Source organism: Archangium sp., from assembly GCF_057119385.1.
Genome location: NZ_DBNGVP010000094.1, coordinates 1 through 19,594, shown reverse-complemented (window position 1 = coordinate 19,594; position 19,594 = coordinate 1). Strand labels below are relative to the sequence as shown.

At 69.3% G+C, this 19,594-nt stretch carries 13 protein-coding genes and 2 tRNA genes; 12 read left to right on the top strand and 3 right to left on the bottom strand.

Going from position 1 to position 19,594, the window contains the following annotated elements:
• Positions 1 to 205: 205 nt before the first annotated feature.
• A complete protein-coding gene (locus tag AC16DP_RS22995; RefSeq protein WP_329734542.1) occupies positions 206 to 715 on the top strand; it encodes an Hsp20/alpha crystallin family protein in 510 nt (169 codons plus the stop codon).
• A 72-nt stretch (positions 716 to 787) separates the two neighbouring features.
• On the opposite strand, the gene AC16DP_RS22990 is transcribed toward AC16DP_RS22995, so the two are convergent.
• Positions 788 to 1,255: a DUF2267 domain-containing protein gene (locus AC16DP_RS22990; RefSeq protein ID WP_329734541.1), complete on the bottom strand. Its 468-nt coding sequence runs from the start codon at positions 1,253 to 1,255 to the stop codon at positions 788 to 790.
• 146 nt (positions 1,256 to 1,401) lie between these two features.
• Here AC16DP_RS22990 and AC16DP_RS22985 point away from each other — a divergent pair, with 146 nt between their 5' ends.
• Positions 1,402 to 2,166: an RDD family protein gene (locus AC16DP_RS22985; RefSeq protein ID WP_329734540.1), complete on the top strand. Its 765-nt coding sequence runs from the start codon at positions 1,402 to 1,404 to the stop codon at positions 2,164 to 2,166.
• A 1-nt stretch (position 2,167) separates the two neighbouring features.
• A complete protein-coding gene (locus tag AC16DP_RS22980) occupies positions 2,168 to 3,145 on the top strand; it encodes a stage II sporulation protein M (protein WP_329734539.1) in 978 nt (325 codons plus the stop codon).
• Here AC16DP_RS22980 and AC16DP_RS22975 read toward each other — a convergent pair.
• Positions 3,094 to 4,095 carry a carbon-nitrogen hydrolase family protein gene (locus AC16DP_RS22975; protein ID WP_329734538.1) on the bottom strand — a complete coding sequence of 334 codons (1,002 nt, stop codon included), beginning with the start codon at positions 4,093 to 4,095 and terminating at the stop codon, positions 3,094 to 3,096. The genes AC16DP_RS22980 and AC16DP_RS22975 overlap by 52 nt on opposite strands.
• A gap of 71 nt (positions 4,096 to 4,166) precedes the next feature.
• On the opposite strand from AC16DP_RS22975, the gene AC16DP_RS22970 reads away from it, so the two are divergent.
• Positions 4,167 to 4,237 (top strand) — tRNA-Ile (locus AC16DP_RS22970).
• Positions 4,238 to 4,267: 30 nt separating this feature from the next.
• Positions 4,268 to 4,366 (top strand) — tRNA-Val (locus AC16DP_RS22965).
• Positions 4,367 to 4,387: 21 nt separating this feature from the next.
• On the opposite strand, the gene AC16DP_RS22960 is transcribed toward AC16DP_RS22965, so the two are convergent.
• Complete coding sequence (locus AC16DP_RS22960; protein WP_329734537.1) at positions 4,388 to 5,824, bottom strand: DUF92 domain-containing protein; 1,437 nt, start codon at positions 5,822 to 5,824, stop codon at positions 4,388 to 4,390.
• Between the two features lie 284 nt (positions 5,825 to 6,108).
• Here AC16DP_RS22960 and AC16DP_RS22955 point away from each other — a divergent pair, with 284 nt between their 5' ends.
• The 7 genes from AC16DP_RS22955 to AC16DP_RS22925 all read left to right on the top strand — a co-directional run bounded on the left by AC16DP_RS22955 (position 6,109) and on the right by AC16DP_RS22925 (position 19,509).
• The gene (locus AC16DP_RS22955) at positions 6,109 to 9,255 is read left to right on the top strand and encodes a WD40/YVTN/BNR-like repeat-containing protein (RefSeq protein ID WP_329734536.1); all 3,147 of its coding nucleotides are present in this window, start codon (positions 6,109 to 6,111) and stop codon (positions 9,253 to 9,255) included.
• A 20-nt stretch (positions 9,256 to 9,275) separates the two neighbouring features.
• Positions 9,276 to 11,939: a hypothetical protein gene (locus tag AC16DP_RS22950; RefSeq protein WP_329734535.1), complete on the top strand. Its 2,664-nt coding sequence runs from the start codon at positions 9,276 to 9,278 to the stop codon at positions 11,937 to 11,939.
• Between the two features lie 263 nt (positions 11,940 to 12,202).
• A complete protein-coding gene (locus tag AC16DP_RS22945; protein ID WP_329734534.1) occupies positions 12,203 to 15,991 on the top strand; it encodes a pilus assembly protein in 3,789 nt (1,262 codons plus the stop codon).
• A 7-nt stretch (positions 15,992 to 15,998) separates the two neighbouring features.
• Complete coding sequence (locus AC16DP_RS22940; protein WP_329734533.1) at positions 15,999 to 16,568, top strand: type IV pilus modification PilV family protein; 570 nt, start codon at positions 15,999 to 16,001, stop codon at positions 16,566 to 16,568.
• On the top strand, positions 16,568 to 17,665 hold the full coding sequence (locus tag AC16DP_RS22935) for a hypothetical protein (RefSeq protein ID WP_483956857.1): 1,098 nt from the start codon (positions 16,568 to 16,570) through the stop codon (positions 17,663 to 17,665). The genes AC16DP_RS22940 and AC16DP_RS22935 overlap by 1 nt, the downstream gene beginning before the upstream one ends.
• Positions 17,666 to 17,682: 17 nt before the next feature.
• Positions 17,683 to 18,357: a hypothetical protein gene (locus tag AC16DP_RS22930; protein WP_329734531.1), complete on the top strand. Its 675-nt coding sequence runs from the start codon at positions 17,683 to 17,685 to the stop codon at positions 18,355 to 18,357.
• Positions 18,358 to 18,531: 174 nt separating this feature from the next.
• Positions 18,532 to 19,509 (top strand): type VI secretion system Vgr family protein, encoded by a 978-nt coding sequence (locus AC16DP_RS22925; RefSeq protein ID WP_329734530.1) that lies wholly within the window; start codon positions 18,532 to 18,534, stop codon positions 19,507 to 19,509.
• The last annotated feature ends 85 nt before the right edge of the window (positions 19,510 to 19,594 follow it).

Sequence of the window (19,594 nt, the reverse complement as noted above, 5' to 3'; positions counted from 1 at the left end):
GCCAATTTGCCGCTGACTGTGCACGGCCTCACCCATGGCCCCTGGAGGTGTCAGGTGGTGGGCTATTCCAGGGTCCACGGGCGGATGGTCTGGAGGACAGGGAGCGGCCTCCGGGTGCGCCTTGTCCGGCGGCGTCCCTGCTCTACCCTGAGTGTAGGGGCCGCGCTCCAGCGTGGGTACGGCCCGAGCACAAGGAGGGAATGTCATGGCGGATCTTCCAGTGCGTCGAGGCAGTGGCTCGTCGGTAGGCCGGTGGACACGGGGGTTGGATCCCTTCGAGCGGATGAAGGAATTGATGGGGTTCGATCCGTTCGAGCAGGTGGGCCGCATGGTGGGCGGCGGTGACACGTCGTTGGGCTTCATCCCGGCCTTCGAGGTGAAGGAGACGAAGGACGCCTACGTCTTCAAGGCGGACGTGCCCGGGGTGAAGGAGGGAGACCTGGACATCACGCTCACGGGGGACCGGCTCACCATCAGCGGCAAGCGGGAGACGGAGAAGCAGGAGGACACGGATCGCTTCTACACCTACGAGCGGAGCTACGGCTCGTTCACCCGCTCGTTCACGCTGCCCGAGGGAGTGGACGCCAACAACATCAACGCGGATCTGAAGGACGGCGTGCTCCACCTGCGGTTGCCCAAGCAGCCGGAGATGCAGCCCAAGCGCATCCAGGTGGGCACCACGGACGCCAACAAGCAGGGCAAGGTGAAGGCCTGAGCCCACGCGGAGAAGAAAGGAAGGGGCTGGAGTCACCTCCAGCCCCCTTCTTCATTCCAGGTCCCGGACGCGTCAGAGGGCGCGCTGCCACAGCTCGCGCAGGTCCATGGGCAGCTGGCCGATGACGTCCTCGATCTCCCCTTCGGAGACCTGATCCCTCACCGCGGTGAAGACGGCGCGGATCTTCCGCTCGGCCTCGAGGGTGTCCACGTCCAGGTCCTCCGACACCATCTGGAGGAAGCCGTCCCTGCCGAACTTACTGGCCGGCTTGCCCACGTGCCGCTCGCAGCGGAGGAGCAGATCCTGGAGCTTGCCGGGCAGCTGGGCTTCCAGGTGCGCGGCCTCCTCGCCGAAGAGCCGCTGCTCCAGCACGCAGAGCACCGACACCGCGGCGCGCTCCGCCTCCTCCTCGTTCATCGAGCCGATGACCATGAGGTTGCGCAAGAAGGCCTTGTAGGTCTGGTTGCGCCGGGTCTCGCTGCGTTGCTCGTGCCGGGCCCGCAGGTTGATGTTCGTCCCAGTCCGATCCGTGTCCGCCATGTCCGCCTCCCCGTGGCATTGAAGGGTTCCTTCTGACCTTGACCACGCCCGGGCATGGCGTGCAGCGGGGCCGGGGCAATGGGGTGCCCGCCCTGGTGCCTGCCCTGGCGGACCTCCAGGCGCGTTCCGGGTAATCTCCCGGCCGAATGGACTCCGCCCCCTCCCCGAGCCTCGACGTCGCCACACCCGAGCGCGTCTCGCTCTCGTTGCCCGTGGCCGGCATCGGCTACCGATGCCTCGCCTACCTGGCCGACCTCTTCATCCTCTTCGTCTTCTGGGTCATCGCCTATTTCACCTTCACGCTGCTGGTGAGTGACGTCATCGGCTTCTTCCAGGGGCTGTCCGGCCTGGCGCAGACGCTGCTGGTGGTGGGGGTGTTCGCCACGCAGTGGGTGTACTGGACGGTGGCCGAGGTGCTGATGAACGGGCAGACGCCGGGCAAGCGCCTCATGGGCATCCGGGTGGTGCGCGTGGACGGCTCGCCCGTGGGCGTGCTGGAGAGCGCGGTGCGCAACCTGGTGCGCGTGGTGGACTCGCTGCCCTTCGTCTACGCCGTGGGCGTGCTCAGCGTGCTGCTGACGCGCCAGCACCGGCGGCTGGGGGATCTGCTCGCCGGCACGCTGCTGGTGCGCGAGGAGCGGATCGATCTGGACAAGTACACGGCGTCCGCCCCGGGGCCCGGGGCGCTGCCCACCGCCACCCGCTCCGAGCGGCTCACCGCGGAGGACGTGGAGCTCATCCTCTCCTTCCTGACCCGGGCGCCGGAGCTGGAGCCCCAGGCCCGGATGCGCCTGGGGACGAAGCTGGTGGAGCGCTACGGAGGGCTCGACGAGGCCGGACGCGCCACCGTGCTGGCGTCGCCCCAGAGCACCGAGGCCTTCCTGCGGGCCCGCGTCCAGGCGGAGCGCTGACGTGGCCGCCCCCCTGCCCGCCTTCGTCACCCGCCGCCGCCCCGACTGGGACGCCCTCAAGGAGCTGCTCGACCGGCAGCGCGCGGGCACCCTGCGGCTGGGCGAGCTGCGGACGCTCGATGTCCTCTACCGCCGGGCGGCGGCGGACCTGGCGCACGCCCAGACCTTCTACGCGGGCACGGACGTGCACCGCTTCCTCAACCAGCTGTGCGGCCAGGCCTACGGCGCCATCTACCAGCCGCCACGCGAGCGCCTGGCCTCCACCCTGGCCTTCTTCCGCCACGACTTCCCGCGCACGCTGCGCGCCAACGGGGCCTTCGTGGCCACCAGCGCGGGCCTCTTCCTGCTGGGAATCCTCCTGGGCGCGGTGGTGGTGCTGCTGGAGCCGCGCGGCGCGGAGCTGCTCGTCCCCGAGAACCTGCGGGACTTCATCGCGCGCAAGGAGATGTGGACGGACGGCATCCTCACGGTGTCGCCGCCCAACGCGGTGGCCTCGGGCATCGCCACCAACAACCTCACGGTGACGATCGTCACCTTCGCCTCGGGCATCCTGCTGGGGCTGGGGACGGTGTTCGTGCTCATCAACAACGGCGTGCACCTGGGCTCGGTGGCCGCCCTGTGCGTGCACGAGGGCATGGGCGGCAAGCTGTTCGACTTCATCGCCGCCCACGGGCCGGTGGAGCTGTCCATCATCGTCATCGCCGGAGGCGCGGGGCTCATGGTGGGCCAGGCCCTCATCGACCCTGGCGAGCTGCCCCGGGGACAGGCGCTCGCGCTGCGGGGGCGCGAGGCCGTGAAGCTGGTGCTCGGCTGCGCGCCCTTCCTCGCCCTCATCGCCGTGGTGGAGGGCTTCGTGTCCCCCGGCGATCTCTTCCCCTCGTGGGTGAAGGCCACGCTGGGGCTCACGCTGGGGGGCTTCTTCTGGCTCTACCTGCTGCGCGCCGGCAGGGGCGAGGCCGGGGCGGGCGCGGCCTCCTGACGGAGGGAGGCCATCACGGGCCGTTCGCGCTCGTCCACCTCGAAGCGGAAGATGTCGGGCCGGGCGTAGTGGCCGCACGGATCGAAGTCGAGCCGCGCCCGGGTCAGCATGCCCAGATCGAGGTCCGCCGTCAGCACGCCCTCCTCGTTCCACAGGGGACCGGCGAGCACCTCGCCGAACGGGGAGATGATGACGCTGCCCCCGCGGGACAGGATGTGGGGCGCATCGGCGGGCAGGGGCTCCTCGCGGAGGACCTCCTCCGGGTACATGTCACGGGTGACGAATTGGTTGCACCCGAGCACGAAGCACCGGCCCTCGGAGCCGATGTGGCGCAGGGTGGCCTGCCACGTGTCGCGGTTGTCCGCGGTCGGGGCGAGGTAGAGGTCCACACCCTTGGAGTACATCGCCGTGCGGGCGAGCGGCATGTAGTTCTCCCAGCAGATGAGCCCGCCGAGCCGGCCGAAGGGCGTGTCCACCGTGGAGAGCGTGCTGCCATCGCCCTCGCCCCAGATGAGGCGCTCGGAGCCGGTGGGCTTGAGCTTGCGGTGCTTCGCGAGCAGCGCCCCATCGGGCCCGAAGTAGAGCAGCGTGCAGTAGAGCGTGCCGCGCGTCAGACGATCCCGCTCGATGACGCCGATGGCGAGGTAGACGCCGTGCTCGCGGGCGATGCCGCCGAGGAAGTCGATGGCGGGGCCGGGGATCTCCACGGACTGCTCGTTGTAGAGCTGCCAGAGGCGGCGGCCGGCCTCGGTGCGACTGCCCACGATGAAGCCGAAGCCGAGGCCTCGGGGATAGGCGGGGATGAAGGCCTCGGGGAAGAGGACGAGGCGCGCGCCGGTGCGGGCGGCACGGGCGGTCCACGAGGCGACGCGCTTGAGCGTGGCGTCTCGGTTGAAGAGCACGGGAGCGGCCTGGACGACGGCGACACGGACCTGCTGGGCTTGCGACATGCGGCGCACCATAGGCCAACGGAGGGCCTGTCAGGAACCCGCGTCATTTCGCGTCTGATGTCACATCACGAAGGGACGTAGCTCAAAGGTAGAGCACCTGCCTGATAAGCGGGAGACAGCAGTTCGAGTCTGCTCGTCCCTACTTCTGCCAGTTTCATGGACAGACACGCGTGTAGCTCAACAGCAGAGCACCGGTCCGACACGCCGGAGATCCGGGTGCGACTCCCGGTGACTCCACTCTCCTTCCCGGGTTCGACTCCCGGCCGGTCCAATTCCTCTCACGCGCGGCGCGCTACGCCCAGAAGGCCACCAGCGCGCCCGCGGCCGTGGCCACCACGTTGACGGTGTCATTGCCCAGCCAGGAGAAGCCTCGCAGGGGCCGCGCGGAGCGTCCGCACCGGTGCACCTTGCGCTCCGTCTCCCGCGCACAGGCGTCACACCAGCGCACGTCCTGCACCGTGGCGCCCAGCAGGCTGTCCACCAGCGAGCCCGCCACTCCCGCCAGCACCAGCCACGGAATGAGTGCCACCGGCGCCCCCGCGAGCACGGCCACTCCGCCCACGAACGCAGCGCCCGCGGTGGATGCCAGCAGCCCGGCTCCCGACACGGCGCCAGACGTTCCGGGCGGAACCTGCCGCAGCGTGGTGACCAGTCTCGGCGGCGAGCGCGAGAGCACACCCAGCTCCGTGGCCCACGTGTCCGCGTTGGCGGCCACCAGGGCCCCCAACATGGCCAGCGAGTAGCGCGCGTCTCCGGTGACGCCCAGCAGCACCGCCGCCACCGCCGCCACGCCTCCGTTGGCCAGCGCCTGTCCCAGGTCTCTCGTCCCCGTCTTCGCGTATTCCTCCTCCACGCCGGCCTTCCGGGCACGGAACGTCTTGGAGAGCGCGCTCGAGGAGATGAAGAAGCCGAGCAGTGCCGCGGCCCCCACCGCCCCCGCCAATCCGAAGACAGGCGTGCCCACGAGGATGGCCCCCAGCACACCACTCGGGCTCAGCGAGCCCCGGCGCCAGGACAGCACGCCGATGACCAGGGCAATGCCCGCTCCCACGCCCAGCCCCCAGGCATGCGCGGATGGCACCAGGTACAGGACAGCCCCCGCGGACAGCGGCACCCAGAGGTTGTCGCGCCCCTTCGTGCCGAGCGCCTCGGCGCACGTGGCCACCACGGCGCACAGCAGGGCCAATTGCACTCGAGGCATGTCCGGTGCGACGCCCGGCATCCACGTCAGCACGGCCAGTACGGCCACGAAGGTACTCGCGCACATGGCCAGCGAGCCCTCCAGGCTCTTGTGCTCTCCATGGAAGGTCTCGTAGCGGTGGCGCCCGAAACGTCGGCCCACCAGCGAGGCCATGGCGTCTCCCACCACCATGGCCAGCACGCCACCCGCCGCCACCGCCGGCCTGTCCCACGCCAGCCACACCAGCACCGAGTAGCTCAGCGCGAACCAGACCGTGCCCAGGTTGTCGGGCTCGGCCTCCACCGACTTCAGCAGCCGCTTGCGATGGATGTACCAATTCGCCACCGCCGCCGTGGCCGACGGCACCACCGCCAGCTCCCGGCTCTCGAAGAGCCCCAGCGTCCCGAAGATCCAGAAGCCCACGCCCACGTGGATGATCTTCCGCGCGAGCTCACGCGACAGGCCCAGCCGCAGGGCCAACTCCCCCGCGGCGACACAAACTCCGACATATCCGTAGGACCAGAAAAGCGCCTGGATGTCCTGACTCATGGGCGCCGATTGTAGTCAGTCCTCTCGCCGTCCCAAGGGCAGGAATAAACCCCCGGAAGTTTGCCCGCCAACCGCAAGCATGAACTTCCGGGTTCCGGCGGAATCGGGTGGGGGGGATTCACAACAAAACATCATCCGGGCCATCATCTGCCCTCGGCTCAACACTCCTCCCTCATCTCCATCCAACACGAGCGCCCCCCGCGCCACGAGGCGTGTGCCTTCGAAGTCTCGCGGTCCTGAAGTCTTGCAGCAGAGGTACGGCTCCATCCCCCCCACGGGTGACCATGTCTCAGAAGAAGAAGTGGATGTTCCTCAGTGTGACGACCGTCGCAGGGCTCGCCGCCTGCGCGCCCCAGGTCGTCACGGCCTACAACAACTGGAAGCAGGAGCGCCGCAACGCGCTCATCGCCAAGACCGAGCAGGCGCTCGCACAGGGGTTGGACTACATCCCCTGGATGGACAGCCTGCGCTCCGAGGACGAGGACGAGGAGCACGAGGGCCTCGTCGCGAACGAGGAGGAGAACGAGGAGGCGGAGAAGGATGACGCCGCGCTGCGCCGGCTCGCCCTCCAGGCCGAGATCGGCCCGCGCAGCCCCGAGTACCAGCAGGAGCTGCTGAAGATCGCCGCCGCGGAAGCGCGCAAGTGGAACGGCACGGGCGCCACCTCGCCCATGCGCCTCGATGGGGACGCCAGCGCCCTCTCGCCGACGCCCGCGGGCGACGTGTCCTGGGTGAACCTCGGCCCGGCCACGGCGCGCTCCTCGTACAACGGCACCTACTACAAGTCGATCGACTCCGGCCGTCTCACCAAGATCCGCGTCAAGCCGGGCGATGCCAAGACGGTCTACATCGCCACGGCCGGCGGCGGCGTGTGGAAGGCCACCGACTTCGGCCAGTACCCCACGTGGAAGCCCATCACCGATCAGCTCGGCACGCTCGCCGTGGGCGCGATGGAGCTCGACCCGACGGACGGCAAGACCGTCTGGCTCGGCCTGGGTGACGCGTTCGATCAGCAGGGCGGCGGGCTGGTGAAGTCCACCGACGAGGGGAAGACCTGGGGCGATCCCATCCTCCTCTCCGCCACGCACCCGGTGGACGGTCAGCCGACCGTCACCAGCAACGTGCGCGACATCCGCATCGATCCGGCCGACGCCAACAACCTCCTCGTCGCCACCAACGACGGCTTCTACCGCTCGACGGACGGCGGCGCGACGTTCGGCTTCATCGACCTGCCCAACACCGCGGCCACGGGTCCGGTGCGCGAGGCCACCTGGGATCTGGTGTACCTGGGCCAGGGCACGGACGGCCAGTCGCAGTGGCTGGTGAGTGGTGCGTATGCCTGCCCCGGCGGCCAGCCTCCCCACCCCGCCTCCGGTACGCAGAACCGGCTGCTGAGCGTCGCCGCCTGCGCCTCCAACCCCGCCGTGGGCAACTACGGTGACATCTGGAAGAGCACCGACTCGGGCGCCACCTGGGTGTCGGCCCGCGCTGGCGGCACCCTGCCGGCCACCGTCACGGGCTCGACCGCCACCGACATCAGTCACATCAACCTGGCCGGCAGCGGCACGGCGGATCCCACGGCCACCGTCGTCTACGCCATCGGCGGCTCGCTCAGTGACGCCGCCTCGGCGACGAACGCGGTGCTCAAGAGCGTGGATGGCGGCAACACCTGGACGGTGGTGGCCACCAAGGCCACGCCCGTCACCAACCCCACGCCCAGCCAGTGCACGGACGTCAACGCGGGCCATGACCAGAGCTGGTACAACCTGGCCATCGCCGTGGATCCGGCGGATCCCAACCGGGTGCTGATCGGCGGCAACCTCTGCGGCATCCGCTCCTCCGACGGCGGCGCCACCTGGCAGAACATGGCCCACTGGCTGCCCCAGGGCGGTGGCGGCTACACCGCCGAGGGCTTCCTGCCGTACGTGCACGCGGACTGGCACACCGCCACCGTGGTGCGCGTGGGCGCCATCTACATGGCGCTCGTGGGCACCGACGGCGGCCTCTCCGTCTCGCGCGACGTCTTCGACGCCCCCACGGGCGCGCAGGTCACCTGGCAGCACCCCAACATCGGTCTCGTCACCCATCTGCCCTACTCGGTGGGCAGCGGCGATCCCGTCTACGGCAACGCCAACGTCGTCTTCGCCGGCCTGCAGGACAACGGCACGCGCTTCCGCCTCATCGAGGACGAGGCCTTCATCTTCGATTACGACCTGCAGAACTGGGATCAGATCCTCGGCGGTGACGGCATCGGCACGGCGGTGTCCCGCGACTCGCGCGGCCAGAACCCCGTCTATTGGACGTCCGTCCAGGGCCGGTGGCAGTACTGCCAGCCGCGCCTGCGTGACTGCAGCCGGGCCACCCGCATCGAGAACGGCGTGGAGCTCGCCAACCAGGCGCGCGCCAACTTCACGCTGCCCACGGGTGACAGCTACCCGTTCATGATCCGCTACAGCCCCACCTTCGACGCGCAGGGCTCGGTGGTCGCCAACTCCTCCCTCAACATCTGGCGGCTCACCGTGGATCCGGTGTCCGACCGCCCGTCGGCCGTGCGGCTGACGCCCTCGGGCATCAGCGTGGCCGGCGCCACCCGTGGCACCCGTGGCCTCGGTGTCACCGCCTCGCCCCACACGTACACCGTGGACGGCGTGCCGGCGCGCATCTATGGCCTGCCCCTGAGCAGCGGCGCCTCGGCGCTGCTGGTGGACAAGGGCAGCTCCGTCTCGCTGCGCGGCGGCGCCACCATCCTCCAGGTGCCCAATGGCTCGGGCGGGTTCGACCAGCTGGGCTTCATCCAGTCGGTGGCCATCCCGCGCCAGCCGGAGAGCCTGGGCGGCACGGACAGCACCAAGACGTGGCTGGTGTCCTCCGTGGGGAGCGCCAACCTCGCCGGGGGCGCCATCCCCGACTCGGTGGGCCACCTGTTCAAGACCACGGACCAGGGCGCCACCTGGGTGCCCTTCCACGGCAACGGCACCGGCTTCGATCTGCCGAACGTGCCGGTGTGGGTGGTGCGGTTCGATCCGGCCACGGACTCCATCATCTACGCGGGCACCGAGCTGGGGCTCTACCGCTCCACCGATGGCGGCGCCACCTGGGCCCGCTACGGCAAGAACCTGCCCATGGTGCGCACCTATGATCTGACCATCGCCTCCAACGGCAGCCTGCTGCGCGTGGCCACCTACGGCCGCGGCATCTGGGAGGTCCACCCGAAGAGCGAGGCGAACGCCACCCCGGGCAACGGCGACTGGGACGGCAACGGCGTCGTCGACTACTTCGACCTGGCCGCCATGGCCGGCCGCCTCGGCACCACCCCGGCCACCCCCACCCACCTGCGCTACGACAACACGCTGGACCTCACCAGCAGCCCCACCACCATCGAAGAAGCCGATCTGAGCGCGCTCCTCGGCAAGTTCGGGAGCACGCCATGACTCGAGTCCACACCCCTTCCATGACGACCGCGTTCCGTCCCATGACCCGGAACCTCCTCCTGCTGTGCACCGTCCTGCTGGCCGCCTGCGGCCAGGCGCCCACCGTCTCCATCTTCACGGTGGCGCCGGGCACCATCGCCAAGGGCGCCTCCGCCAAGATCGTCTTCGCCGCCGAGGGCGAGGACAAACTCACCCTCGAGCCCGGTGCCGGTGACGTCACCGGCAAGAGCGAGGTGGAGGTGTCGCCCGCGGAGACGACCACCTACACCCTGACGGCGAGCAACCGCTCGGGCAGCACCCTCCAGACGCTCACCGTCACGGTGGGCCCCACGCCGGCCTCGGGCTTCAAGCTCAACGCGGCGGAGACCTTCACCGCGGGCACGCCTACCCAGGTCATCGTCACGGTGGTGGACCCGTCCGGCGCCACGGTGCCCTCGTACACGGGCACGGTGCACCTGGTGAGCAACGACGGAGCGGCGGAACTCCCGGCCGACTTCACCTTCACCGCCGCGGACAAGGGCGTGAAGTCGGTGCCAGTGACGTTCCGCACGGCGGGCTCGCGCCAGCTCATCGCCAGCGGCACCGTGGGCGGTGGCATGGCGGGCTCCTTCAGCACCACCAGCTCGCCCTTCACCGTCAACGCCGGTCCGGCCGCGCGGATGAACCTGTCCGGCCTGGCCCCGGAGACCGAGTCGGGCGCCGAGGTGTCCTTCCAGGTGTCCTTCGTGGACGCCTTCGGCAACCTCTCGCGCGACTACGCCACCCAGCTCCACGTCCAGCACAGCGACGAGAGCGCGCCGGCCGTCCCGGACGTGACGGTGGACACGCACGATGGCACCGCCACCCTCCGCCTCACCCTCTTCAAGGCGGGCGTGCAGACCATCACCGTGCAGGACACCCGCAACGACACCGTGAAGGTCTCCAGTGAGATCCGCGTGCGTCCGAGCAGGGCCGTGGCGTACGAGCTCTCCGGCATGCCCGCCGCGGCGCGCGTGGGCGAGCCGCTCGCGCTCACCGTCACCGCGCTCGATGCCAAGGGCAACCGCGCCACCACGTACGCGGGCAAGGCGCACATCACCTCGTCGGACACGGCCATGGAGCCGCCGGCCGACGTGTCCTTCTCGCAGGGCGTGGCGCTCGTCTCGGTGGCGTTCCGCACCCAGGGCGACCAGACGGTGACGGCGACGGAGGTGGGTGGCACCCTGACGGCCACCTCGGGCAGCGCGAAGGTGACGTCCACCCAGGTGGCCGCTCGCATCGTCCTGTCCGGCACCGGCCCCACCACCGCGGGCGCCGCCTCCTCCTTCACCGTCACGGTGACGGACACGTACGGCAACCCCCTCACGGGCTACCGCGGCACCGTGAACTTCAGCTCGACGGACGCCCGCGCGGCGCTCCCCTCCCGCTACACGTTCACCGACACGGATGGCGGCACCCGGACCTTCTTCGCCTCGCTGCAGACCTCGGGCCTGCAGCGCATCACCGTGGTGGACAGCGCCCGGGCCGAGCTGACGGCCTCCGGTGCGTTCGCCGTCTCCGCGGCGGCCGCCACGGCGTGTGACATCTCCGACGTGCCGGCCACGGCCATCGCGGGCAGCCTGCTCCCGGTGCGCGTGACGGCGCGCGACACGTTCGGCAACATCGCCACCCCCTACACCGGCACGATGACCGTCACCGCGACGGACGCCCACCCGCAGGCGGCCCTGCCGGCTCCGGCGGCCTACTCGCCGGGCGGGGACCAGGGCTCGCGCGTCTTCGCCTCCCGGCTGGTGAGCGCTGGCGGCCAGACGATCACCGCCACGGATTCGGCGGGCGGCTGGTCGTGCACGGCGTCCATCACCATCAACCCGGCCGCGCCCACCCTCCACGTGGCGCTGCCCACCGACACCAACGCCGGCTACCCGGTGGACGCGGTGGTGAGCGTGAAGGACACCTACGGCAACCCCATCTCCTACGCGGGCAGCCTCACCTTCACCAGCACCGACGCGGCCGCCATCCTGCCGGGCCCGCTCACCCTCTCCGGCTCCGAGAGCGGCACCTCCGTGGTGACCGCCACCTTCAACACCCTGGGCGCGCAGCAGCTCAAGGCCTCCCTGGTGGGCGCCTCCCCGCTCTCCGGCGCGGGCACCACCGCCGTGCACGGCCTCGTCTACACGGACCCCACTCCCGGCATGGGCAAGGTGCGCTTCGTGGTGAACGCGGCGGCCTCCTCGGCCAAGGTGGTGCAGTTGGATCTGGTGGCCAACGCCGGCCTGGTCATCACCGGCTCCTCCACGGCCACCGCGCGCGGCGGCGTCTACTCGGCCGGCATGAACCTGCCGCTGGACACCACCCGCGTGGAGCCCGACTCCTCCCTGCTGGTGGAGGGCAACGTGTTCAACCTGGGCTCGGCCCCCAAGGCGGTGGCCGCGACGCTGCCCACCACGGGCCCCACGGCCGGCGTCCTCTACACGGGCGTCAGCCAGAAGTACGACGGCGCGGGCAAGTTCACGGGCGACGTGGCCCTGCTGCCCGGCCGCGTCTTCTACTCGGTGCGCCTGAAGCTGCCGGCCACCGCTCCCGTGGGCACCGTCTTCAACGGCACCAGCCTGGACACCCGCTTCCGCGCCGCCGCCCGCAACCGCGCCGGTGACGAGGTCTTCTCCAACGCTGACTTCGCCATCGGCAAGCTCGAGATCCGCTAGTCCCGGGCCCGCTTTTCACTCGCAGCCCTCTCCTGCCACACGGCGGGAGGGGGCTTCGTCATTTCTTGGAATCCAAGAGACATACAGGAAATCGCTTACAGAGTGATTCGCTCGAATCTCTCAGCTGTAGTCCTTTGTCTGTCTATCCTCCGTTATGCTACCCTGCCGCAGATAAGCGCAGAGCCACCCCCGTGGGTTCCGCGCCTACCCCCGAATGTCGACCGGCGTCCCCCCGCCGGCCCCCTCCTGGAGGACAGACACGGATGAAAGCGCTTCGCATTCGCCCCCTGGCCGTCCTGTGCCTCATGACGTTGCCCTTCGCCGCGGGCGCGACGGATGTCCGCTTCGAGCAGGGCTCGCTCATCATTCCGATGCAGCGGGCCTATCAAACCCAGTGCGGAGCGGTGTCCGCCTACGGACTCATCTACCGGTTCCTGCAGAAGGGGGTGACGGTCTACTGGGCGGTGCAGCCCACGAAGACGAGCCACCACCGGTGCAAGAACAGCGTGGACACGGCGGTCTACATCGACGGCTGTGACATGGAGGTGGCCAAGGAGAGCGGCTGGCCGGTGTCGCTGCTGAACAACGCCTCGGGCGCGTTCATCACCGAGTTCGACACCTTCGACACCCGTGGCAACCCGAACGGCACGGGCGAGGCGGCCTTCCGGGTGAAGGGCACGGTGAAGCGGCTGCGCTACATGGGCGGGCCCTTCATCATCGAGGCCTCCGAGGCGGCGCGGGCCATCAAGCTGCTGAAGGAGGACGAGGACTTCGAGAAGTTCCGGGGACCGGAAGGCGCCGTCAACTGCGACCCGGGCACGGCGTTCAACGTCCGGGTGCACAAGGCCAACAACGCCTTCGTGGCGCCCATCGCGCGCATCATGAACGAGGTGCCCCCGCCCATCGCGCTCGTCGAGGGACGTAACACCACCAGCGCCGGGTCGGTGGGCATCCTGCGCCAGTACCTCTTCAACGCCGGTCTGAACTTCCCGGGCGCCGAGGGCACCTTCGACAACCACGGGAAGATCTTCGACGTCCTCAACCAGGACACGGATCTGGTCTCCAACGACACCCATCCCCGGGGCAAGCTCAACTACGCGCCGAACCCGGGCACGCCCAACAAGACGTACTACAAGGTGCTGTGGGCGCCGCACTGGGAAGGCACCCAGGGGGAGAACCTCAAGTCCGCGCTGAGCAACATCGCCCACTTCGTGGACATCGGGAACAGCATCTTCAACGAGTGCGCCTCGATCGAGACGTACGAGGACAGCTACAAGCCGGACGACAGCACGCGGGAGCTGTATACCGGCAATGAGCCCACCCAGTTCATGTCCAAGACGGCATTGGACCCCACGCCGGCCGCCCCGGGGCCCGGCCTGCGGACCCTGACCACCGAGCAACTGGTGGGCAAGTATGGCTTCGCGCCGAACGGACAGGACTGCTCGGATCCCGGTGCCAGCGGTGACTGCTACATCTTCAACAACCACGGGGATCTCTTCAGCCAGAAGGGTGACTACCCCTTCTCCATGACGTTCGGCCGCGTCGAGGGCTTCAAGCCGCGCAGGAACAAGGACTACGGCGCCGGCACCCTGCGGATGATCACCACGAAGTCCTCCGCCACCAGCGGCAAGGATGGCTGGGACATCTACATCTCCCGCCCGAAGGACAACAACCGCCAGAAGGGCAACGTGCTCTACCTGGCCGGCCACAGCTTCGCGTCGTCGGCCGCGGGCAACCGCATCGTGCTCAACACGCTGCTCAACCTCGCCTACAAGCCCAGCTCGCTGGAGACCAGCCGCGCCGAGCCCGTGGCGGACCTGACCTACAAGGCGGATGGGACGCTGGACAAGGTGCGCGTGCTGTCGGGCACCTTCCTGGACACCCCGCCCCCGGCCCACTTCCCCGAGCGCATCAACTTCCAGATGGGCGCCAAGGCCGCGGACTGGATCTTCCCCTATGTCGAGGGCCGCTTCCGCTCCATCCTGGCCAGCGACATCGGCGCGGCTCGCCAGAGCTTCGCCGCCGACGCCGAGTGGGAGGCCTCCGCGCGCATGCCCAAGCCGGGCGAGCGCAAGATGTTCACCGTGCTGGGAACGAACCAGGACGGGCTCGAGAAGGTGGACTTCCAGCTGAGCGAGCTCAGGCCGGGCTGCCAGGATGATCCGAAGACGGGGAAGCTGCGCAACGTGTGCGATCTCCAGGAGGCCATCGCGCTGGACCGCAACGCCGCGGGCCTGAGCGTGTTGGATCCGGATGGGGACGGCATCGTGGACACGGTGCTGGCGGCGCTGCTCAACGACTACACCCACACCAGCCAGCACTTCGTGCAGCGGGTGCGCGGCTTCTGCGTGGCGCACGACATCACGGACAGCACCCCGTACGACGACATGACGCCCACCGAGTCCAAGTGTGACAACCGCCAGTTCGGCGAGGTCCGCTCGACGCTCGGCGGCCTGGACCACGCGAGCGCGGCGGTGGTGGGCCGCAGCGACTACATCGAAATCCAGCGCCCGGACATGGCCTACATCGGCGGGCTGGATGGCCAGCTGCACGCCATCTACCTGCGCGGCTCCATCCCCGGCCAGACGGCGCCCGCCGCGGGCACCGAGCTGTGGTCCTTCATCCCCAAGGGCCAGCTGCCGCGCCTGCGCACCAACGACGCCCGGGTGGACATCTCGCCCGTGGTCTCCGACGTGTACGTGGACTACGAGGACTCCAACCGCAACGGCGTGCTGGATCCGGACGAGCGCAACACCGGCATCTACCGCTGGCGCACGGTGCTCGTCTCCGGCTCGGGCCGTCTGGGCGGAGAGATGTTCGCGCTGGACGTGACGGATCCCCGCAACCCCACCGTGCTGTGGGATGTGACGGCGGACCAGGACCACACCGATGATCCGGACGACGCGAAGAACACGGCCTTCCGGTGGTCGGACCGTCAGGGCGACCCCGCTCCCGACTACGCCGACCTGGCGGCCGCGCGCACGTCGGGCCCCTACAACTACCAGGACTTCGGCGACGCGCTGGCGATGAACCTGGTGCCGGTGCGCCGGGGCAACGTGCCCACCTTCCAGCTGATCGTGGCCACCAACGGCGCGACGACGGGGGCGCAGCAGCTGCAGGTGTTCGCCCTGGACTCGGGCACGGGCGAGAAGCTCTGGCAGTGGGAGCGGCCCTACGGCGCCGGCACGTCCAACTCCGTGCCGGGCGGCACCTCCACGCTGGACGTGGACAACGACGGCTCCATGGATCGCGTGTACGTGGGAGACATGGAGGGCCGGCTCTGGGAGCTGGACATCCACACCGGCGCCAACATGAATGCCTTCAGCCACGCGTCCTCGGGCACCGGCAGCTACCCGCTGTTCTCCACCGACAATCCCCAGCACCCCATCAGCACGGTGCCCGCCATCATGCGGCTGCCGTATGAGCTGGGCACCGACAGCCTCTTCTCGCGCATGCCGGTGGGCCAGGCGGCGGCGGGCAAGCTGGCGCTCGTCTTCGGCACGGCGGGCCCGGACTGGGTGCTCACGACGAACCCCAACATCAAGGGCCGGGTGTACGTGGTGGCCTCCAGCCCGGAGGACACGCGCATCCGCCACCAGCTCACCTACGACAAGGTGAACCCCGTCCCGTCCACGCAGGCGTCCACGATGACCCGCTGGGGCAACGCGAAGCAGGGGTCGGCCGTCTTCTTCGAGCTCGAGGAGAAGGAGCGGGCCGTGGGCTCGCCGAAGCTGGTGGGCAGCCAGATCGTGCTCACCACGGCCTACGGCACCACGGAGAACAACCCCTTCAAGTCGGACATGCAGGGCCGCACGCTCGTGCGCGACCTGAGCAAGGCGGATCCGGTGAAGTACGACGGCCAGAGCGGCAAGACGGCGGCGGGCAGTCTGGTGCTGCCCGACGGCACCATCATCACCCAGAGCATGGTGGGCCTGCAGAGCACCGGGGACAAGAAGCCCCTGGGCAACGTGCCGGGCTCGGGCCTGGGCGGGAAGCGGACCCCGGCGCGGATCGGCTCCTGGCTGGACCTGGGCCGTGCACTCGCGGAGTAGGTGGAGCATGCGCGGGCAGAGACACCCTCGAGGGATGACGCTGGTCGAGGTGATGATCGGCATGGCGCTGGTGGCGGTGGCGATGTTGGCGCTCGTATCGGCCAACACCCTCGCCGCCCGCGCCTCCAGCCGCTCCTACCGTCACCACATGGCCATGCGGTTGGCGCAGCAGCGGGTGGACGCGCTGGTGCTCGGTGACTTCAAGCCGAAGCTGCGCACGGACGCCAACGGCGCCAGCTTCGTCCACGATGGGACGCCGCTGGACTGCCAGGAGGCGTTCGGCTCCGCGCTCCCCGCGAAGCTCGCGGAGCTGTGCAACGGGACCCAACCGGAGCTGGTGGGCTGGGTGGACATCTACGGCCGTCCGTGCAGGAACACCGGGCAGCCGGAGGAAGGCTTCCACCCCACCTGCCAGTACCGGCGCTACGTGCGCTTCGAGCGGGTCGTCGATGGGAGCTCCCAGGGAGACCTCTGGCGGGTCTTCGTCGCGGTCAGCCACGCCTCGGACGGCACGTGCGGCAACTTCAGAGAGGGCGATACCCAATGCGTCGTCACCAGCGCAGTGCTGACCCGCTAGTGCTCGCCCGGAAGCGGCGCTCCGCGCGAGGGCTCACCCTGGTGGAGCTGTTGCTGAGCGCGGCGCTCGGCATCCTGATGCTGGGCGCGGCCGTGGTGGTGTTGCTGGCGGCCGGACGCATGCGGCGCAACCAGCAGCTGCTGTCGGACGCCAACGAGGAGGCCCGCACGGCCCTGCGCCAGGTGTCCCAGGCCCTGGCCGCCGCGGGCGCCGGCGGTCCCGTCTACAGCTTCACGGGCCCGGATGGCTCGCGGCAGCAGCGCCCCGCCATGCTCTTCACCAACGGCGCGGCGGCCCTGCACGACGGGGACATGCCGCAGATGCCCGACACGCTGACGCTGGTGCGCTACGGCGCGGATCGGCGCACCGTGCTGGTCCGGGCGCTCGCCGACGACAAGGTGAGCGTGGCGCCGGATGGGCGGCTGCCGACGACGCCCGGTGTCCAGCCCGACATCTTCCATCCGGGGGAGAGCGCGCTGATCACCAACTTCCAGCGCGCCATGCTGGTGCCCATCGAGCGGAGGAACCTCGTCATGGACGGGGACCTGGCGAGGAACGTCGTCCAGCTGGAGACGCCCGGCGCCGTCAACCCCGTGCAACTGCAGGATCCGCTGGTCCCCATCCAGCCCGGAGCCACCGTGTTCCCGGTCCGCGTCGTGCGCGTGCGCGTGATGTACGTGGACGCGGTGGGCAAGACCCCGGCGCGGGCCGACCTGGTGATGGAGACCTTGAATCCCCGGACGCTCGGGCCCGTCCAGCCGCCCGAGCGGACGGTGCTGGCCAGGGACATCGAGGACTTCCAGGTGCAGTGGGGCTACGACCGCAACGACGACGGCGTGGCGGATGACGGCTTCACCGACCAGGGGCCCACGGAGGCCCTGATGGACCCGGGGCTCACCTTCGCCCGGCTCTCCATCTCGGCGCGCACGAGCAATGCCCTCGTCACCAACGACGGGGAGTTCGTCGCGAAGGAGGACACCCCGTTCGAGCGGGGAATCGACCTCGGAGGAGCCCCCCGGCCCGAGGCCAGCGGGCACCGCCGCCGGGTGCTCAGCACCGTGGTCCTGCTCAAGAACGTCGCCGCACCCCGTATCTGATGGCTGGAGAGCGAGACATGAAGTCCCGAGCCCCTCGTCGTGGTTCCACCCTGCTGACGGCCCTGGGCGTGACGCTGCTGATCGCCCTGATCATCCTCGGCGCCCTGGCGTACACGGGAGCGGAGCAGGAGCGCGGCAGCCGCTCCGTGCGCGACATCGACGCGCAGACCTGCTCCGAGTCCGCCGCGCAGTGGGGCCGCAAGTTCTACGGAGAGAACTACCCCCGGTGGAACCAGATGCTGTCGGCGACGGCCGGGGCCCGCTTCAACAACCCGGAGTCCAAGCTGGAGGACCTCGCCGACGAGTGGGGCGAGGGCTCCTACGGCCGCATCGACGGACAGACGGTCCGCATGCCCGACCGCCCGCCCGACTTCCGGGTCACCCTCTCCGACAACATCGACGAGTTCCCGCCCAACGAGCCCAACCCCACCCGGGACAATGATCTCCAGGTGGTGCTCCGCGCGGAGTGTCTGATTCCCCGGCTCGCCATCGCGCCCCCGAAGATGGTGGAGAACCTGGAGAAGAAGGCCGACGAGGACCCGAACCACTGGCGCGGCCAGGTGCTCTCCGAGAGCAACGAGACGCGCAAGAACAAGGTGGTGGAGGTCGTCCTCATCCACACGCCCGGCAACGAGTACCGGGCGGGTCAGCGCGGCGGCGGCTCCAGCGGCGACCAGAACATCTACAACTGAGGCCCTGCGGCACCCGCTGGCGGCTCCGCGTCTGCGTCACATCACCACACCTCGGAACAACACGGGTTCTCCCCTCATCTCTCACGCTGAGGAATGTGGCCATGCTGTAGGGTGGGTCCCAGCCACATGACTGCTCGGTAGTGCCGAACAGTTCTGGGACTGGAGGACCAAAACATGGTCGCACGAAATACCCTCGCTGGCAGCATATCGCTCTTCAGCTTCAAGGTCTCCGGCTGTCCCGCCCCACTCAATGTCGTGCGGTTCGCCGGCCACGAGGGAGTCTCCAGCCTCTACGAGTTTCAACTCGATTTGGCGTGCGAGGATCCAGCCCTGGTCTTCGCGGACATCGTGGGCAAGCCGGCCCTGCTCAAAATCGAAGGAGAGCAAGGCCCCCGCCATGTCCACGGCATCATCTCGCGCTTCGAGCAGGTGGGCGGGCTGCCACGCTACACCCTCTATCAGGCCACCGTGGTGCCACAGGTGTGGCGCCTCAAGCACCGCCAGGGCAGCCGTACCTTCCAGGAGCTCACCACACCGGACATCCTCAAGAAAGTGCTGGAGGGAACGGGCATCTCCAGCCAGCACTATGAGCTGCGCCTGAGCAACACCTACGAGCCACGCAACTACTGCGTCCAGTACCGCGAGTCCGACTGGGCCTTTCTCTGCCGGCTCATGGAGGAAGATGGCATCTTCCACTTCTTCGAGCACCACGAGGACAAGCACGTGCTCGTCATGGGAGACAGCCCCGGTGCCTGCCAGCCCATCTCGGGCAGCGAGCAGCTCTCCTTCCGTCAGTCCGCTGGAATGGTGCCGCAGGCCGAGCACGTGCTGCGCTTCCGTTTCGCCGAGGAGATCCAACCTGGACAGGTGAGCCTGCGCGACTTCAATTTCAAGAAGCCCAACCTGCCCATGGATGGAAACCACCAGGCCGGGCAGGACAAGGAACTCGAGGTGTACGACTACCCGGGCGAGTACCAGGACCCGGGCCGGGGTTCCTCGGCCAAGGGGACCACCCTGGCGAAGATCCGGCTGGAGGAACTCCAAGCCTCGCGCAAGTTGGGTCAGGGAGAGAGTGACTGCGAACGGCTCCAGCCGGGGAGCTTCTTCACCCTAGCACCGAACGTCCGATGGGGCCGTCGAGGGAGCACTTGACGGTTCCGGGCTCTCTGGGAGCGGGGCGTCGAGCGAGTAGAGGACGAGGCGGTCGTTCATCCAGGGGATGCGCACCTTGTTGGCG

Excerpts from the sequence above, each read along its gene's own strand:
- AC16DP_RS22995 (WP_329734542.1), top strand. The coding sequence starts at position 206 with ATGGCGGATCTTCCAGTGCGTCGAGGCAGTGGCTCGTCGGTAGGCCGG.
- AC16DP_RS22990 (WP_329734541.1), bottom strand. The coding sequence starts at position 1,255 with ATGGCGGACACGGATCGGACTGGGACGAACATCAACCTGCGGGCCCGG.
- AC16DP_RS22985 (WP_329734540.1), top strand. The coding sequence starts at position 1,402 with ATGGACTCCGCCCCCTCCCCGAGCCTCGACGTCGCCACACCCGAGCGC.
- AC16DP_RS22975 (WP_329734538.1), bottom strand. The coding sequence starts at position 4,095 with ATGTCGCAAGCCCAGCAGGTCCGTGTCGCCGTCGTCCAGGCCGCTCCC.
- AC16DP_RS22960 (WP_329734537.1), bottom strand. The coding sequence starts at position 5,824 with ATGAGTCAGGACATCCAGGCGCTTTTCTGGTCCTACGGATATGTCGGA.
- AC16DP_RS22955 (WP_329734536.1), top strand. The coding sequence starts at position 6,109 with ATGTCTCAGAAGAAGAAGTGGATGTTCCTCAGTGTGACGACCGTCGCA.
- AC16DP_RS22950 (WP_329734535.1), top strand. The coding sequence starts at position 9,276 with ATGACGACCGCGTTCCGTCCCATGACCCGGAACCTCCTCCTGCTGTGC.
- AC16DP_RS22945 (WP_329734534.1), top strand. The coding sequence starts at position 12,203 with ATGAAAGCGCTTCGCATTCGCCCCCTGGCCGTCCTGTGCCTCATGACG.
- AC16DP_RS22940 (WP_329734533.1), top strand. The coding sequence starts at position 15,999 with ATGCGCGGGCAGAGACACCCTCGAGGGATGACGCTGGTCGAGGTGATG.
- AC16DP_RS22930 (WP_329734531.1), top strand. The coding sequence starts at position 17,683 with ATGAAGTCCCGAGCCCCTCGTCGTGGTTCCACCCTGCTGACGGCCCTG.
- AC16DP_RS22925 (WP_329734530.1), top strand. The coding sequence starts at position 18,532 with ATGGTCGCACGAAATACCCTCGCTGGCAGCATATCGCTCTTCAGCTTC.